We start from the raw sequence: 16,280 nt of genomic DNA on the forward strand, positions 1-16,280 counted from the left end.
TATTCTGTCAAGCCGCAAAACATTATAAATCGAATTAAGCAGAGGAGCTTCCGTTCGATTTATGAAAATGTTTTCATTGGGAGGATGAGCATGATGAAATTGTTTTCGGGCGTCAGCGCCCTCGTGGTGGCCTCTGTCGCCGGTCTTGCGACGGCCCAGGCCGAGACCCGCACGATTACTTTCCTTTTTACGGATGACGACCAGGGTTATGTGCAGCGCATGTCGGAACTCAGCAAGGAGTTCGAGACGGCCAATCCGGGTGTGAAGATCAATTTCGTGTCTTCGGGTTATGACGCGGTTTCCAAGCAGCTGCCGGTGCAGCTTGCGGTCGGCGAAGGTCCTGATATCGCCAAGATCACCGACTGGCAGCTTGCGCCCTATTATCTCGACATGCGCCCCTATATGAAGGATGCGGAAGCCTTTGCGAAGCTGCATGGTTCCAGCCTCAACCAGCTCCGCCTGCCGAATGTCAACGATCCGCAGTCGATCAACGGTTACATGGCGTCGCAGACGCTGAACCTGCCCTTTGTCAACAAGACGCTGTTCGAGCAGGCGGGCGAACCCTTGCCCGGCCCGACCGCGAAATTCAGCGAGATCGTCGAGGCTTCCGCCCGTGTCGCCAAGGCGACCGGAGTGCAAATTCCCTTCACCATGGACCGTTCCGGCCACCGCTTCTCCGGCGGCGCCTTCGCTTATGGCGCGACCTATGTGAAGGAAGGCAAGTTCAGCTTCCCGGACGATGCGGCGAAAAAATATATCGCCGATATCTATTCATGGACGCAGAATGGCAGCTTCCCCAAGGAAATGTGGGGTGCGGCCGGCGGTTCGCAGTACAAGAACATGGGTGACGAGTTCGTCAACGGCAATGTCGTGACCTATCTGGCCGGCAACTGGATGGTCAATCCATTCCAGAACAAGATCGGCGACAGTTTCGAATGGACGGCGATCAATGCGCCCTGCGGTGAGGCCGGATGCTACGCCATGCCCGGCGGCACCGCGATTGTCGGCTTCAAGCGCACCAAATATCCCGAAGATGTGGCTCACTTCATCGAATTCCTCGGCTCCGAAAAGGTGCAGCGGGAAATCGCCGAGAATTACGTCATCCTGACCGGCGCGGAGATCGTCGATCCGCAATACAAGCTGAAGAGCGAAGACGCCAAGGCGGCGATGAAGGTCTTCCTCGACAACAAGAAGAACGTGCCGCAGGCGGCTCGCGATTTCGAACGCGCCAAGGGCGGCAGCGCCATGTATCAGCAGATCGTGCAGCGCATGAGCCAGCTCATCGTCGGCGAGTTGACGCTCGACCAGACCTACAAGGTTCTGGAAGATGACGTCGCCAAGATCAACGAGGCTGTCGCGGTCAAGAAATAACGGCCCGACCGTCCGCCTCCGGCGGAATGATGAAGCTCTCGAACGATATGCCCGGAGGGGTGCTCCGGGCATATCGCGCTGTTTCTTTCCGAAGGCGGCGCATTTTCGCTGGAGGAACTGCCGCAGGGAGCCGTTCCCGGCGGCCCATCGAAAAACTGAAATACGCTCCGTTTAAACCTGACGATGAGGCGCGCGGAACGCCGCGCCGCCTGTTTTCGTCACGCGTCACTCGCTGAAAATTATAGGATTCGTCATGGCCAGACTGAAGATGTCGTCTTTCTTTTCCGCACGCTCGAGCCTGCTCGCCTCCGTCGCATTGCTGGTTCTGGTTCCTGGCGCGCAGGCGTTCGATCGCACCGGCCCGGCAGGTGAGGGTTATGCCATCACGGTGCCGGAACCGGCGGCACAATATCCGCTGCCGCTTGCCGACAATTATCGCAACCAGACCGGCAAGAACGAGAAGGGCGAGGCGGTTCGCGCCTATGATGACCGGGACAACCCGATCATCGAAATCCTCTCCGGTTTCAACCGCATCTGGACGCTCGGCGATGAAAAATGGGCGGATGGCGGCGCCAATGGCGATGGCCCGGCGGATTTCAGCCATGTGAAGATCGTCGATCCCACTGTCTGGCAGGAAAACATGCGTTACGTGCTGTCCGTCACCGGAGAGAACCGCACCCGCGCCGCCGCTTTCGAAGCCTATATGAACGACCGGCGTTCGCAGGGTTACAGCGTCATCGACGGCATGGGGCCGCTTGCCGCCTGGTATCGCGAAGGGGCGGGCGCAACGACGACGATCAATCATACGCTTACGGATTTCGACCCGAACGAGGTCATCGCCCGCAAGGAAGACGACAAGGGCACCGAGGCGGGTGCAGCCGATAGCGAGCTGAAGGATTTCGTCGCTTTCATGAAGGTGATACGCGGCCCGGAGGGCACGACGTCGCCGGCGAAATATTTCTATTCCTCACCACGGCCCTGGCGCATGAACGACAAAGGCGAGGTGATCGAGACCGGCAAGGAAACGATTGGCGACCGCAGCTTCGAAAGCCACGACAGCGATCCGGGCGTCATCGTGCCGGCGCTGAAATATGCGCGGGAAAATCGCGGGCGGGGCAAGGATGGCGGTTTTCCGAGCGGGCACACCAATGCCGCCTATCTGGCCGCCATCGCCTATGCCTATGCGGTGCCGGAGCGCTTTTCCGAATTGCTGACGGCTGCCTCCGAACTCGGCGAGAGCCGCATCGTCGCCGGCATGCATTCGCCGCTCGACGTGATCGGCGGCCGCATCACCGCAACCGCCATGGCCGCCGCCATGTTGCAGGACCCCAAAAATGCCGAGGTGAAGAAGGCCGCGCATGCGGCCTTGCAGGCCTATTTCGCCAAACGTCTGCCGCAGGGCCAGTCGCTCATCGATTTCGCCCATGGCGCAAAGCCGGATGTCGACCAATTTGCCGATGCGGCGAAGAACGGGGCGGATTATCGCAGGCGCATGACCTATTCCTTCAGCCGCGACAAGGCCGCAGGCGATGCGCCGATGGTCGTGCCGAAGGGGGCGGAGATCCTGCTGGAGACACGTCTGCCCTATCTCGATGCCGCCCAGCGCCGCGCCGTGCTGTTTTCCACCGGCATCGAGGCCGGTTATCCGCTGCTGGATGACAGCAATGGCTGGGGCCGCATCAATCTGGTCGCTGCGGCCAGCGGTTACGGCGCGTTTGACGGCGATGTCGAGGTGACGATGGATGCCGCTGCCGGCGGGTTCAATGCGGCGGACAGATGGACGAACGATATTGCCGGGGCAGGGCGTCTCGTCAAATCCGGCAGCGGAGTGCTGACGCTTGGCGGCCATAACAGCTATGGCGGCGGCACCATTCTCAGGGAGGGAACGCTGGTGGTGTCGTCCGCCGATGCGCTTGGAACCGGCGGCGTGCTGGTCAGCGGCGGCACGCTTTCGCTTGCGGGAGAGACGGATCTTGTCATCGGCGGCGATTATACGCAGTCGGGCGGCACGCTGGCGGTCGATCCGAAAAAGGCTGCGCTTCGGATCAAGGGCAATGCGGTGCTGGACGGCGCGACGCTGAAGCTCGTTTTCGATGGGGCGCGCCGGCCGCCGGCACGCGGCTCGACGTGATCTCCGCCAACGGTCTGACCGGAACCTTTACCTCGATAGATGCGGGCAATGTGAAGCTGCGGCCGGTCTATACCGGCTCGGCACTGTCGGTGGTGGTCGAATAGGCCGATGCAACAGGCCTGCCGGGCGCGGTTTAAGCCGCCGCGCCCGGGGGCTTCGGTTCAAGAATTCTGCCGTCGCATGAGCAGGAAGATGACCGGTGCGGCGAGCACGGAAACGATAGCGGCAATGATGAAGGAGGCCTGATAGCCGAATTTTTCGGCAATCGCGCCGGCGCCCAGCCCGCCGATCATGCCGACAACGCCATCCATGCACTGGAACAGGGTGAAATCGACCCCGGCCTGCCTGGGGTCGGACCAGCCCATGAAGCAGGCGTAAAGCGCGACGAAGCCGATGGACATGATGCCCGACGAGCTAGCCACCGCAACCGCCATGACGACCCATTGCGAAATATCGCGATGAACGCTGAAATAGGCGAAAAGGCACAACAGCGCCGTCTGCACGAAGATGGCGATGAGCAGGATTCGTGACGCACCGTAGAGGCGTACCAGCGTTCCGCCGAGCAGCGCGCCGGCGAAACCGACGATCATGCTGCCCACGCCATTCAGCGCGCCGATGGTGGCGAGATCGAAGCCGTAATCGACCAGAAACGGGCCGAGCATTGCCAGACCCCATTTCTGCGCGGCGACATAAACGGCCGCGACCAAAAGGCCGGTGCGGACTTCCCGTCGCTTGAGCGCGTTTTTGATCGATGGCAGGTGGTCCCGTGTTTGCGCGACCGTTCTTGCCGCCGGGCCGAACAGGAAGGGAAGTGCGAGCAGGATGACCAGCCCGGCCATGACCAGCGTGGCGCTCGTCCAGCCGGCGCGCTCCACCAGCACCAGAAACAGGCCGGCGCCGATGGCGGATCCGAGATAGGAGCCGCCCACCTGTGCGGCATTGCCCCAGCCATGATGCTCTTCCGCCAGCGTTTCGACCGCGTAGCCGTCGCAGGCGATGTCGACGGTCGCCGTCACAAGCGCGATCACCGACAGGATGGCGATTGCGACGGAAACCGGCGACGGGCCGGTGAAGGCAAGAACCGCGAGGCCGCAGGCGCAGGCGACGATGCCCGTGCCGACGATCATCCGCGACCGGTTCCTGCCGACGGGCGGCAGCCGGTAGCGCTCCACATGCGGCGACCAGAGGAATTTCAGCGCCCATGGCAGAACGACGAGATAAAGCAGGCCGATCTGGTCCAGCGGCAGTCCGGCGGTTCTGAGCACCGCCGGCAGGCCGAGAAAGGTCAGCCCGCCAATCACGCTCTGGCCGACATAAAGCCCGCCGACCGCCACGAAGACGGCGGCCGGCGATGGTTTGGTTGTGGCAGGGTTCTGCTGCAGCATCAGAAGCGATACCGGATGCTGCCGACGACCTTGCGGCCTTCGTCATAATAGCAGAAGCCCGTGGTGCAGACCTGCTTCACCTCGTCGAGAAGGTTGGTGGCATTGATCTGCAGTTTCACGCCTTCCAGCGAGGGCAGGGCCTTGCCAAGATCGTAGCGCAGCGATGCATCGACGAAGGTGCGGGCCTCATTGTCGAGAATGGGTGTGTGCTGGTTGTCGCCGAAGCTCGATCCGACATAACGCAGCCCCGCGCCGATGCCGAGGCCTTCAAGCGCGCCGCTCTGGAACTCGTAATCGGCCCACAGCGAGAAGGTGTGATAGGGCGAGGAATTGAGCTGTTTGCCCACCGTTTCCGACGTCAGTTTGGTGATTTCAACGTCGTTATAGGAATAGGAGCCGATGAGGCTCCAGCCATTGTCGAGCGAGGCCGTGGCTTCGAGTTCCACGCCGCGCGAGCGCAGGTCGAGCTGGCGCAGCAGGTTGATGCCAGACGAGGTCTCGTAGACCGTCGCATTGTCCTGATCGAGATTGAAGAAGGCGGCGCTCAGCAGGGCGTTATATTGCGGCAGGGCATATTTCACGCCGAGTTCATATTGCTTGCCGACCGTCGGCTGCGCCTGGCCCGTTACCGTTCCCGTGGTGATGATGACGCCCGGATTGGCGACGAAGGAGGTGCCGTAGCTGATATAGGGCATCACGCCGCTGTCAAAGACATAACCGAGGCTGGCGCGGCCGGTCGTCTTGGTTTCATCGCCGTCATAGGTGGGAGCCGTTGCGTCTCCGACGGTCTGGGCCTGATATTCGGTATCCAGCCAGTCGTGACGAATGCCGGCCGTCAGGCGCCAGCGGTCGATTTCGACCTGGTCCTGCGCATAGATGCCGAGCGTGTTCATCCGCTGGGTCAGTATCAGCGATACGTCGGGCACATAGGTGAAGGTGTCGGTGAAGGGGCTGGCGCCATTGCCCTGTTTCGAGGTGTAGGACATGTGGCTGAAGTCGATACCGGTCAGCAGCGTATGTTTCGCCGGGCCGGTGTCGAATTCGGTCTTCAGGTAATTGTCGGCGGAGACGCCTTCATTGTCCTCGATGGTGATGCCGGGATAGTTGGCGAAGACCCATTGCTGGTCGGCCGAAAGCCCCGAATAACGCGCCTTGCTGTAGAAGGTGACGTTGTCGTTGATTTCATGCTCGAACTCATAGCCGATACGCCATTGTTTCTGCTCGAAATCATTAAAACGGGAATCGCCGCCATAAACCGGCGTCGCGCCGATCGACTTGCCGTCGCTGCCGTAATTGTTGATGTATCCCCAGGTGCCGCCGGTGGTGCTGTCCATATATTCGCCGAGCAGCGTCAGCCTGGTGCCGGCATCCGGCTGGAAGGTGAAGGCCGGCGCGATGAACAGCCGGTCGTCCTTGATGGCGCTGATTTCGTTGCGGCCGTCGCGGGCCACCCCGGTCAGGCGGTAAAGCATGGTCTTCTCGTCATCGACGGCGCCGGAAAGATCGAAAGCGCCCTGCACGCGTCCGAAGGAGCCATATTGCAGCTCCACCTCGCGCAGCGTCTCTTCGGTCGGGCGTTTCGAAATGATATCGACGATGCCGCCAGAGCTGCTTGCGCCATAGATGGAGGCGGCCGGGCCGCGCAGGATGGAAACCGCTTCCACGCCATAGGGCTCGAGCCGGGCGCTGCCGTTCTGGCTGCTGACCTGCCGCAGGCCGTCGCGGAAGATGCCGGTGGTGCTGAGATCGGTACCGCGCACCTTGAAGGCGTCGAAACGCGGCTCCGCGCCATATTGGCCAATGCGCGCGCCGGGCGTGTAGTTCAGCGCTTCCGAGAGGTTCTGCGGTTTCAGGTCGTCGAGCTGCTTGCGGCTGACGGTGGTGATCGACTGGGCGGTTTCGGCAACCGGCGTATCAGTCTTGGTGGCGGTGCGGCCGGATTTGCCGACATAGCCATTGCTTTCGATGATGCCTCTGGCGCCTTCAAGGCCGGTGCCCTGCACGGTGATCGGCGCAAGCAGGGTGCTGCCGGCGGCAGCCGAACCGCCGCTTTCGCCGGTCTGGCTGGCGGGATCGAAAATGCGGACGGTATTGCCGCCGGCCAATGCATAGTTCAGTCCCGATCCGGCCAGAAGCCCGCTGACGGCCGCCGATATGCTGAGCGTGCCCTTGACGCCGGCCGTGCTGCGGCCACTGGTGATCGCGGAGGGGTAGACCATGCGCAGATTGGCCTGGCGGCCGAAGCTGAGAATGGCGTTTTCCAGCGGCCCAGCGGGAATGGAGACGGTGACGGTGGCGGGTGCGCCGCTTGCGGCGGGCGGTGTCTGCGCGCTGGCGGTCGTGGCGCCCGGACCTGCGGCGACGATACCCCCGATGATCGCCGTCGTCGTCAGCCAGAACCAGCCGCGTGCCTGCTTGCCCAAATTCATGTCATTCCCTCTCACTCGTGATCTCATGCTGCCCGATTAAACGGGTCCTGATTGCCTAGAGTGAAAAGGCGGGCCGACTCCTGACGTCGGATCTGCGAAAAAAGTTATTTTATCGCGAGCGGACGAGAACCAGCATTCCGGAAAGCCGCGATACCGAAACGGGAAGGCTCTCTTCGAGAATGGTGAGCGCCTGATCCGTGTCCTTGAGGTCGAAGATGCCGGAGACGTGCTGCCTCGCCGCCGCCTCATCGAGGATGACGATGCGGCCCCGGCGATATTGCGAGAGAATATCGAGAACCTCGCGCAGCGGCTGGCCGGAAAAGACGAGCTTGCCTTCCCGCCAGGCCATGCTGTTGGCGACATCCTTGCGGGCGCGCACCAGCCGGCCGTCGCCGCCAAGGGTCACAGCCTCTCCGGGCGTGAGCACGGCGATCTCGGCGCCTGTGGTCACTTCCACCCGGCCTTCCTCCACCTGCACCTCCTGCGGCAGCGCGCCATTGCCGGTGCGCACCGAATAATGGGTTCCGAGCGCCTTTGCCGTCAGCGCTCCATCCGCGACGATGAAAGGCCGCTCCGGGTTTTTGGCGACATCGAAATAAGCTTCGCCGCGAAGAAGGGTGATGCGCCGTTCCTTTTGCGAATAATGAACCGCAATCGCCGTATCGGTGTTCAGGCTGATGCGGCTGCCGTCTTCCAGCGAAAGCATGCGTGTTTCGCCGATTTCGGTGTAATAATCCGCCTGCCAGCGGTCCTTCAATCCGCTTTTCTCCGCAAACAGCGCCGCAAGCCCGATGAGGCAGAGACCGGCAACAACCGCCAGCATTGCCCGGCGAGGTCCGCGCCGTTTTCGCTGTTCAACCGGCGCAAGCTCTATATCGCCAAGCTCGCCCCAGAGGCTCTGCATGTCCTCATAGGCGCTGGCATGGGCGGCATCGGCCCGCAGCCAGACATGAAACGCCTCGCGCTCCGCTTCCGTCGCGTCTGCCGATTGCATGCGCGCCACCCACAGCGCGGCCTCTTCGGCCAGAGCCTCATCGGTCAAGCCGTTATCCTTCAGACCGTCCGGGCGCTTGTTCATGTCCTGATCTGCCGTTTGTTGCGTGCTGAGATGTGTTCCTTTTCCCTTATAGAGTGAAAAAGGATGCGAACACCTGATGCCGGTCTACATTTTTATTTGCGCTCGGACCTGACGGCAGTGCAGCAGCGCCTTGATGATGTGTTTTTCCACCATGTTGCGGGAAATGCCGAGACGGACGGCAATTTCGCCATTGGAATGGCCATGCAGGCGGCTGAGCACGAAGACCTGCTGGCAACGCTTGGGCAGTGCCTCGATGGCCCGCGCCATCAAAATAAGGTGCTGCCGCCCGACGACGATCCGCTCCTGCCCCGGCTCTTCGCAGGCGACGGCAAAACCCGCTTCGTAAGGTGCGAATAACGGCCGCTCGCGCGACTGGCGAATGGCGGTCAGGCGGGCGACGGACCGGGCGATCTGGAAAAGATAGGCCTGTGGATTGTCGATCAGCGTCGCATGAGAAACCTCCAGCGCCCGCAGCAGGGTTTCCTGCATGGCGTCGGCAGCGTCTTCCCGGTTCTGCAGGCGCCGGCGGAAAAACCGCATCAGGCGGCTTTCCTCCTCGGCATCGAGAACCTGTAACAGGGCTTTGCTCATCAATCGACCCGGTGGCGTATTGGCCTGGCGCATGAAGCAGCCGGATATGCTGCGTCATGTCGCGATAAACATGATATTTCTAATCATATTTATCGCCTTCGGATGCAAGCTGCCAACCAGTAAAAAACCGGGGGCGAAATCAGGCTCACGTTTCCGTGATGATTGTTGCGGGATTACATCAGGCCGCCTGGGCTGAGTTACAGGAAATAACGCACCCTGAGCGGCAGCAGCGCCGCGCCGAGAGCCGAGGGATCGCCCTTAGCCTCGCCGAGAACCAGCTTCGCCTCCTTTGGCCCGACACCATAACGATGTTCGCGCCGGGAGGGCATGTGCGCGCGTTCGATCATCATCCGGCCAAGCGCATGCGGCAATTGCCCGCCAAAGACGATGGCCTGCGGATCGAGAACCGCGATCAGGCTCGCCACCAGCCTGTCCACCTGCGGCATCGTCTCGGCCAGCCATTCCTCGACGCCTGGCCATGCGTGGTCGAATTGCTGATAGAGCGCTTCGATGGAATGGATGTCGACGCCGTTTTTCTGGAGCGTGGCGATCAGATATTGCAGGGCCGGGCGTTTGGGCGATTCATCCGGGCTGTATATGCCGCTGAATTCGCCGGCATTGCCATGAAAGCCGTGAAACGGCTGGCCACCGAGGATCAACCCGCCGCCGAAACCGTAATTGAAGGACAGATAAGCGAAGGTCTGGCACCAGGAGCCGACACCGCGAAGGCTTTCACCGATCGCGCCGGTGGTGGCATTGTTCTCCAGCCAGACCGGCAGCCGGAACCTCTCTTCGAGGATCGGCTTCAAGTCCATCAGCGACCAGTCGCGCAGGGGCTCCGGCGCATTGAAGGCGCGGTCCTCAGACACGAAGAAGCCGGACATTGAAAAGCCGAGGCCAAGCAGGCGCTCCCGCGGGATGCGATGTTCCGAGAGCAGCCTGTCGAGGGCCAGAGACAAAGCGACAAGCGTCTCCTCCCGGTCCTCCGGAAGCATCTTCAGTTTTTCTTCGACGACCACGTCGCAGCGAAGATCGGCGATACAGATCACCACGGAGTCGGTGTTGATGGAAATGCCAAGCGAATAGGCCGCTTCCGGCACCAGTTCGATGGTGGGGCTCGGCTGGCCGCGCGTGCCCTTGAGCGGCGCGCCGGTTTGCAGAAGCCCACGCTCCAGCAGGCCTTCGATCAGCCGGTGCACAGATTGCTGCGTCAGGTTGGTGTGACCGGTGATCGATGCGCGGGCGATGGGCCCATGGCGGCGCACGATATCCAGAATGAGACGCTCATTCTCGCTGGCAAGCGGCTGGCGATCGAAGGTCTGGTGCGGCGTCTGATCTGTTGTCATGGCCTTTGGATAACGGCTGCGCGAAGCGGCGGCAACATGGGGCATTGGTTTGCGACAGCATTTTTCACTGGACTGTCACAAATATTACACTTAAAGTGTATTAATAAGAGGCCGGTCAACAACGGGTCCTCAGGAGGAACCATTCAATGCGCATGAAATTTCTTGCGATCGCCGCGCTTGCGCTGGCGACGACGGCAGCGCCGTGCCTTTCCGCTGACAGCAATATGAAAAACCTCGACTTCGATCTTTCGAAGGTCACGCGCGACAATTTCTACGACATCGTCGTTCCCGCGGCCAAAGCCGAGGGCTCGGTGACGATGTATAATTTCGCCGGCAGTTTTGCCGATACGTGGAAGGAACTGATCACCCGTTTCGAAGCCAAATACGGTATCAAGGTCGCCTATAGCGACGTGAAGGGCGATCAGGCGAACCAGCAGCTGATCGCGGTGCAGGCGGCAGGGCAGGATTCGCCCGTCGATGCCTATTTCGCCGGTGGCGGCAGCTATCCGCTGCTGTCTGCCAAGGGTGTTGTCGGCAATATTGCGCTGACGAAAATCCTGCCGAACATGGCCAACTACAATCCGGAACTGGCCGAAACCGTCTTCGGCAAGGCGCATGGCGGCAGCTTCCCGCTGGTGCATCTCAACCAGACCGCAATCGGTTACGATTCCGCCTTCGTGAAGGCCGAGGATGTGCCGAAAAGCTTCGAGGATCTTCTCATCTGGGCCGAAAAGAACCCCAAGCGGCTTGGCGTCACCCTGCCGGCCAAGGGCGGCTCGGGCGGCGGTTTCATTTACTCGGTCGCGCTCAATTATCTCACCGGCGACTGCCGTGCAAAACTCACCGACTATAACCAGACGCTGCAGCAGGCCGAGGACTGGGCCATGGAGTCCGAGTGCCTTACGCCTGTCTGGGACTATTACCGCCGTCTTCTGGCCATGGCTGAGCTGACCAATGGCAATGCCGATACGCTCAACCTCATCAACAATCAGCAGCTTTACATGGGCACCGTCTGGGAAGATCAGGTCATGAGCTTCCTCGGCACCAAGCAATTGCCTGACAGTTTCCGCGTCACGCTTCTGGAAAAGGGCCAGGTTGGTTCGGGCGACGCCATGTTCGTGCCCGCCAACGCCAAGAATGTCGCCTCGGCGCTGCTTCTGATCGACATGGCGATGAGTAAGGAATTCCAGCTCTGGAAGCTGGAAAACAAGGCCTCCCGTTCTCCACGCGCCGATGTCACCAACGATCTGATGCCGAAGGCTGTGCAGGAGCATGTGCTGCCCCAGAGCGTATATCCGCGCCTGTCGCTGCCGGCTTTCTGGGACATGTCGACGGCGCTTGCCGAAGCGCTCGATGAAAAAGTCCTCAACCAGTAACGCCATCAGGATGACCGGATCGTGCGGCCGCAAGTGCCATGCTCGGTCCGGATACCCTTGGTCAAAAAATATGAGGGAGGCTCGCCATGAGTGAACTCGAGATCAGCAATATCTGCAAGGACTACGGGGCGAGCCGGGCGCTTCATCCCGTGTCGATCGCCGTGGAGCGGGGCGAATTCGTCACCATTCTTGGGCCCTCGGGTTGCGGCAAGTCCACGCTTTTGCGCATCCTCACCGGCATCAGCCAGCCTTCGGGCGGTGAAATCCGGCTCGGCGGCAAGCGCATCGATCAGGCGCCGCCGGAAGCGCGCGATATCGCCATGGTGTTCCAGTCCTATGCGCTTTTCCCGCATATGTCGGTCGCCAAAAATCTCGGCTTCGGCCTGAAGATGAAGAAGGTCGCGAAGGACGAGCGGGTGCGGCGCATCGCCCATGCGCTTGATATCTGCAATCTCACCGGGCTGGTGGATCGCATGCCCCGGCAATTGTCCGGCGGCCAGCAGCAGCGTGTGGCGCTGGCGCGGGCCATTGTCATGCAGCCAAGCCTGCTTCTGTTCGACGAGCCGCTTTCCAATCTCGATGCCAAACTTCGCGACACACTGCGCCATGAGCTGACCGAGCTTCACCGCCGCATCGGCGCCACCAGCCTTTATGTGACGCATGATCAGGCCGAAGCCATGGCGATGTCGGACCGGATCGTCGTCATGAATGCCGGCCGGGTGGTCGAGATCGGCACGCCGCTCGAGCTTTATCGTGCGCCGAAACACGCCTTTACCGCCGGCTTTCTCGGCCAAACCAATCTTCTGCCGGTCTCCGCCGAGGGCCAGCAGGCGCAATTGCCCTGGGGCCAGTCCGTGACGCTTGACCGGGTTGCCGCCGGCAATGTCCAGATTTCCGTTCGTCCGGAAAATATTCACATCCGCGCCGATCAGGCCGGTGAGGGCACGGTTTCCGCCGTTTCCTTCATGGGCGCCAATGCGCTCTATACGGTCGAGATCGGCGGCCGCCAGATAAGGGTCAGCCAGTCCGGCGCGGAAACCCTGATCGACGCCGGGCAAAGGGTGGCCCTGCAGTTTCCCGGTTCGGTCCATCTTCTCGAGGACAGGATGGCGGGGGAGGCGGCATGATGGCCCGGCTTCTGCGTGACAGGCGCGCCCAGCTTCTGTTCCTGCTTTTGCCGGGTGTTGGGTATCTTCTGGTCTTCTTCGGCGGGCCTCTGCTGTCGGCGCTGATCGGCAGCTTCAGGCAGGAGGATGGCAGCTTCACGCTGATGTTCTATGAGCGGATTTTCACCCGCGCGTCGATGATCCGGGGGCTCACGACCTCCATCTATTACGGTGTCATGCCTGTCATCGTCTCGCTTGCGGCTTCGGTGCCGCTGGCGCTTCTGATCCGCAAGAGCTTTCTCGGACGAAAACTGTTCAGCGGCCTTTACAAGCTGCCGATGGCGGTGCCCGGCATCATCGTTGGTCTGATGGTGATCGTCGTCTTCGAAAGGGGCGGCTTTCTCGACCGGCTGGTCGCGCCGCTGGGGCTCGAATTGCCCAAGCTCGTGCGCGATGACTGGGGCATCGGCGTCATTCTCGCCAGCGTCTGGAAGCAGATACCCTTCATGACGCTGATCATCACCAGCGCCTTTGCGGCCATTCCCGAGGATATACGTTATGCCTCCCGAACGCTTGGCGCTTCGCGGCTGAAGACATTTTTCTTCGTGGAAGTACCGCTCGCCATGCCGGGCATCACGGCCGCCATTCTTCTCACCTTCATCGGTTCCATGGGCTCTTACGCCATTCCGGATATCGTCGGCCCGCCGACGGCCCGGCCGCTTTCGGTGCTGATGGTCAAGGAATTCAATCAGGGTCGGTTTAATCAGGTCTATGCCATGGGCATGGTTCTGAGCCTCTTCGCGGTCTCCGTGCTTATTCTTTATTATTCCCTCACATCCCGCATCGGCCCCGGCCAAAACCGAGGAGACGCATGATGAGTGTTATCACCATCGACCCCGCCATCACTCCCCGCCGCCGCGCCTTCACGCCGGAGGATCGGATTTTTGTCTCGATCGGGCTGTATGGCGCGCTGACGCTCGCCATCGCCGTGCCGCTGGCGTTGATGTTTCTCTGGAGCATTGCCGACGGCTGGTCGCCGCCGCTTGTCGTGCCGAAGGATTATACCACGGCGCGCTGGGCAAGCATCCTGAGCGACGGCAGCCTCATCCGTGCCGCCGTCAACAGCATCGTCATCGCCATCGTCGTCACCTTCCTGACGGCAGTCATAGCTCTTCCGACCGCCTGGGCGATGGCGCGGTTTCCCTTCCGGCTGAAGCGGCTGGTGGAAATCTTCATTCTGGCGCCGATCATTATTCCAGGGCTGGTCGTCGCCGTCGGCATCGGGCAGGTGTTCCTGCTTTTCGGCCTCGCCTATTCGGTAACGGGGGTCATCCTCGTGCAGATCGTCGGCACCCTGCCGCTGATGATCCGCCTGATGACGGCAGCGCTGGAGACCATTCCCGACGATCTCATCCATGCCGCCCGCTCGCTTGGTGCGGGAACGGTCGGCATCGTCCTCCACATCATATTGCCGCTTGCGGTGCCTGGCCTTCTCGCCGGCGGGCTGATGTCCTTCATCGGCAGCTTTGAGGAGTTCGATAAGTCCTTCATCGTCGGCGCGCCCGTTGTCGAGACCCTGCCGATCAAGCTTTACATGTATCTCGATCCCTATTCGATGCAGCTGCCGCTCGCCTCCATCGTCTCCTTCATCCTGCTTCTTCCCGCACTCATCGTCTTCATCATCGCCGGCCGCATCCTGCGCGACGATCTGATGGCGGCGGGCATGGGGAAAATCTGATCCGGGCGCTCAAACCCGGTAATTGCAACCTCCGAAAGTGAAAACCATGCACCAAACCCTTGCAGCCTCCCCTAAGACCTCCAATCCCTGCAATGTCCTCGCGCTCTGCTCGCGCGACAATCCGGCCATCCTCACCATCGCCCATCGCGGCTTCTGGACCGCCACCGCCGAAAACTCGCTCGCCTCCGTCCGCGCTGCGGTTGCCGCTGGCGTCGAGATGATCGAGATAGACACGCAGGCGACGGCCGATGGCCGGCTGGTCGTCATTCATGACGAAACGCTCGACCGCACCACGACGGGCAAGGGGACCGTGAGCGCACTGCCTTTCGAGGTGGTCCGCGCAGCGAAGCTGAAGGCCGGCGCGGGCGGCGATGCGGCTGGCGTGACCGATGAATGCGTGCCGACGCTGGAAGAATTGCTGGAGGAGGCGCGTGGCAGGATCACCGTCAATATCGACACCAAATTCACCCGCGATCTGCCGCAGGTCATGGAAACCGTGCTGCGGCTTGGCGTCGAGGATCAGGTACTGGTGAAAACCGATATCGATCCTGAGGCCGGCCATTTCGAAGTGCCGGAAACCGGCTGGTTCGGCAAAATCCCGCATATGCCGATGTTCCCGGTGAGAAAGGGCAAGTTTGCCGAGGACCTGCGCCGGATCGAAGCCTTGAAGGCGCCGATGATCGAAGTGAAATTTACCGATATCGCCGATCTGGCCGAGGGCCGTGCCGAGATGGAGCGCCAGAATATCCGGCTGTGGATCAACACGCTCGACGTATCCCATTGCCTTGATTTCAACGATACGCGTGCGCTTTCAAATCCCGAAGCCGTCTGGGGTGCCCTCGCCGAGGCCGGTGTCGGGGCGATCCAGACCGATGAAGTCGAAGCCTTCACCGGCTGGCTGAAGGCGGGCGCTGGCGAGACCGGCAGGGCGTGGAAACGATGAGCGAGCGTCTCGACCGCGCCGTCGCAATTATCGAAGAAGCGATGGGCCTTGCCCTTCGCTTTTTCGCGGCGCGCGACGCCATCGCCACCCGGACGAAGGGCTTTCAGGATTTCGTCTCGGAAGCCGATGTCACGGTCGAAAGGTTCGTCCGTGACCGTCTGGCGGAAGCCTTTCCCGGTGAGATGGTGCTGGGCGAAGAAATGGGCGGTGTGGCCGATGACGCCTACTGGATCATCGATCCCATCGACGGCACCGCCAATTTCCTGCGCGGCTCCCCGCTCTGGGGCATCTCGCTCGGCTTCGTGCGGAGCGGCCGACCGGAACTCGGCGTCGTCGCCATGCCGGTCTTTGGTGATATCTACGCGGCGGCGGACGGAACCGGGCTGATGCTGAACGGCAAGCCGCTTGACCGCCATGTACCCTTCGAGGCTGTGCAGGTCATGTCGCTCGGCGACAGCGCCGCTGCCGATGCGGAAGAGGTAGCGGCCCTCAATGTCGGGCTCAGGCATGCGGGCTGGGTGGTGGAATCCATCCGCTCGACATCGATTGGTCTCGCCTTTGCCGCACGCGGTATCTTCGACGGCCATCTGCAGAAGCTGACCACCATGTGGGATATCGCCCGGCGGCACCGTTCTCGCACGGGAGGCGGGTCTCGATGTCCGTATCGGAACGCGCCTCGGTAGCGGCATTCCGTGGGTTGCCGCAGGAACGCCGGCATTGATGGCGGTGACGGAGGGGTTGTGGCCTGAGATCGCAGGAAGAGTGCCGGCGGAACCTGCGTGACCC

The 16,280-nt window shown here is 61.5% G+C and carries 11 protein-coding genes and 2 pseudogenes; 8 read left to right on the forward strand and 5 right to left on the reverse strand.

Annotated features, from left to right (window positions below; translation table 11 throughout):
* The first annotated feature begins 90 nt into the window (after positions 1-90).
* Positions 91-1,371, forward strand: coding sequence for an ABC transporter substrate-binding protein (locus O3W47_RS09665; protein ID WP_269313566.1), 1,281 nt, complete (start codon positions 91-93; stop codon positions 1,369-1,371).
* A 253-nt stretch (positions 1,372-1,624) separates the two neighbouring features.
* Positions 1,625-3,606, forward strand: a pseudogene (locus O3W47_RS09670) (phosphatase PAP2 family protein).
* A gap of 57 nt (positions 3,607-3,663) precedes the next feature.
* On the opposite strand, the gene O3W47_RS09675 reads toward O3W47_RS09670, so the two are convergent.
* The 5 genes from O3W47_RS09675 to O3W47_RS09695 form a co-directional block, all read right to left on the reverse strand.
* Positions 3,664-4,887 carry an MFS transporter gene (locus tag O3W47_RS09675; protein WP_269313568.1) on the reverse strand — a complete coding sequence of 408 codons (1,224 nt, stop codon included), beginning with the start codon at positions 4,885-4,887 and terminating at the stop codon, positions 3,664-3,666.
* On the reverse strand, positions 4,887-7,316 hold the full coding sequence (locus tag O3W47_RS09680) for a TonB-dependent siderophore receptor (RefSeq protein ID WP_269313569.1): 2,430 nt from the start codon (positions 7,314-7,316) through the stop codon (positions 4,887-4,889). Before O3W47_RS09680 ends, O3W47_RS09675 begins: the two co-directional genes overlap by 1 nt.
* Before the next feature lie 109 nt (positions 7,317-7,425).
* Positions 7,426-8,394, reverse strand: a complete 969-nt coding sequence (locus O3W47_RS09685; RefSeq protein WP_269313570.1) for a FecR family protein — start codon at positions 8,392-8,394, stop codon at positions 7,426-7,428.
* An 84-nt stretch (positions 8,395-8,478) separates the two neighbouring features.
* Positions 8,479-8,985: an RNA polymerase sigma factor gene (locus O3W47_RS09690; protein ID WP_135397501.1), complete on the reverse strand. Its 507-nt coding sequence runs from the start codon at positions 8,983-8,985 to the stop codon at positions 8,479-8,481.
* Positions 8,986-9,182: 197 nt separating this feature from the next.
* Positions 9,183-10,331 carry an ROK family transcriptional regulator gene (locus tag O3W47_RS09695; RefSeq protein ID WP_269313571.1) on the reverse strand — a complete coding sequence of 383 codons (1,149 nt, stop codon included), beginning with the start codon at positions 10,329-10,331 and terminating at the stop codon, positions 9,183-9,185.
* A 146-nt stretch (positions 10,332-10,477) separates the two neighbouring features.
* Between O3W47_RS09695 and O3W47_RS09700 the strand changes: the two genes are divergently transcribed.
* The 6 genes and pseudogenes from O3W47_RS09700 (at position 10,478) to O3W47_RS09725 (ending at position 16,277) form a co-directional block, all read left to right on the forward strand.
* Positions 10,478-11,707: an ABC transporter substrate-binding protein gene (locus O3W47_RS09700; RefSeq protein WP_269313572.1), complete on the forward strand. Its 1,230-nt coding sequence runs from the start codon at positions 10,478-10,480 to the stop codon at positions 11,705-11,707.
* An 86-nt stretch (positions 11,708-11,793) separates the two neighbouring features.
* Positions 11,794-12,834 (forward strand): ABC transporter ATP-binding protein, encoded by a 1,041-nt coding sequence (locus O3W47_RS09705; RefSeq protein WP_269313573.1) that lies wholly within the window; start codon positions 11,794-11,796, stop codon positions 12,832-12,834.
* Positions 12,834-13,688 carry an ABC transporter permease gene (locus O3W47_RS09710; RefSeq protein WP_269313727.1) on the forward strand — a complete coding sequence of 285 codons (855 nt, stop codon included), beginning with the start codon at positions 12,834-12,836 and terminating at the stop codon, positions 13,686-13,688. Before O3W47_RS09705 ends, O3W47_RS09710 begins: the two co-directional genes overlap by 1 nt.
* Positions 13,688-14,551, forward strand: a complete 864-nt coding sequence (locus O3W47_RS09715) for an ABC transporter permease (protein ID WP_137454009.1) — start codon at positions 13,688-13,690, stop codon at positions 14,549-14,551. The genes O3W47_RS09710 and O3W47_RS09715 overlap by 1 nt, the downstream gene beginning before the upstream one ends.
* 46 nt (positions 14,552-14,597) lie before the next feature.
* Entirely contained in the window at positions 14,598-15,494 is an 897-nt protein-coding gene (locus O3W47_RS09720; protein WP_269313574.1) for a glycerophosphodiester phosphodiesterase family protein, read from the forward strand.
* Positions 15,491-16,277: pseudogene (locus tag O3W47_RS09725) on the forward strand (inositol monophosphatase family protein). The gene O3W47_RS09720 and the pseudogene O3W47_RS09725 overlap by 4 nt, the downstream one beginning before the upstream one ends.
* Positions 16,278-16,280 lie beyond the last annotated feature (3 nt).

Origin of the sequence: Agrobacterium sp. LMR679 (assembly GCF_027157905.1) — a bacterium.
Taxonomy (GTDB): Bacteria; Pseudomonadota; Alphaproteobacteria; order Rhizobiales; family Rhizobiaceae; genus Agrobacterium; species Agrobacterium leguminum.

Bases quoted from the DNA above. Each gene is read 5' to 3' on its own strand.
- O3W47_RS09710 (WP_269313727.1), top strand. From the start codon at position 12,834: ATGGCCCGGCTTCTGCGTGACAGGCGCGCCCAGCTTCTGTTCCTGCTT.
- O3W47_RS09680 (WP_269313569.1), bottom strand. From the start codon at position 7,316: ATGAATTTGGGCAAGCAGGCACGCGGCTGGTTCTGGCTGACGACGACG.
- O3W47_RS09715 (WP_137454009.1), top strand. From the start codon at position 13,688: ATGAGTGTTATCACCATCGACCCCGCCATCACTCCCCGCCGCCGCGCC.
- O3W47_RS09675 (WP_269313568.1), bottom strand. From the start codon at position 4,887: ATGCTGCAGCAGAACCCTGCCACAACCAAACCATCGCCGGCCGCCGTC.
- O3W47_RS09695 (WP_269313571.1), bottom strand. From the start codon at position 10,331: ATGACAACAGATCAGACGCCGCACCAGACCTTCGATCGCCAGCCGCTT.
- O3W47_RS09665 (WP_269313566.1), top strand. From the start codon at position 91: ATGATGAAATTGTTTTCGGGCGTCAGCGCCCTCGTGGTGGCCTCTGTC.
- O3W47_RS09700 (WP_269313572.1), top strand. From the start codon at position 10,478: ATGCGCATGAAATTTCTTGCGATCGCCGCGCTTGCGCTGGCGACGACG.
- O3W47_RS09705 (WP_269313573.1), top strand. From the start codon at position 11,794: ATGAGTGAACTCGAGATCAGCAATATCTGCAAGGACTACGGGGCGAGC.
- O3W47_RS09690 (WP_135397501.1), bottom strand. From the start codon at position 8,985: ATGAGCAAAGCCCTGTTACAGGTTCTCGATGCCGAGGAGGAAAGCCGC.
- O3W47_RS09685 (WP_269313570.1), bottom strand. From the start codon at position 8,394: ATGAACAAGCGCCCGGACGGTCTGAAGGATAACGGCTTGACCGATGAG.
- O3W47_RS09720 (WP_269313574.1), top strand. From the start codon at position 14,598: ATGCACCAAACCCTTGCAGCCTCCCCTAAGACCTCCAATCCCTGCAAT.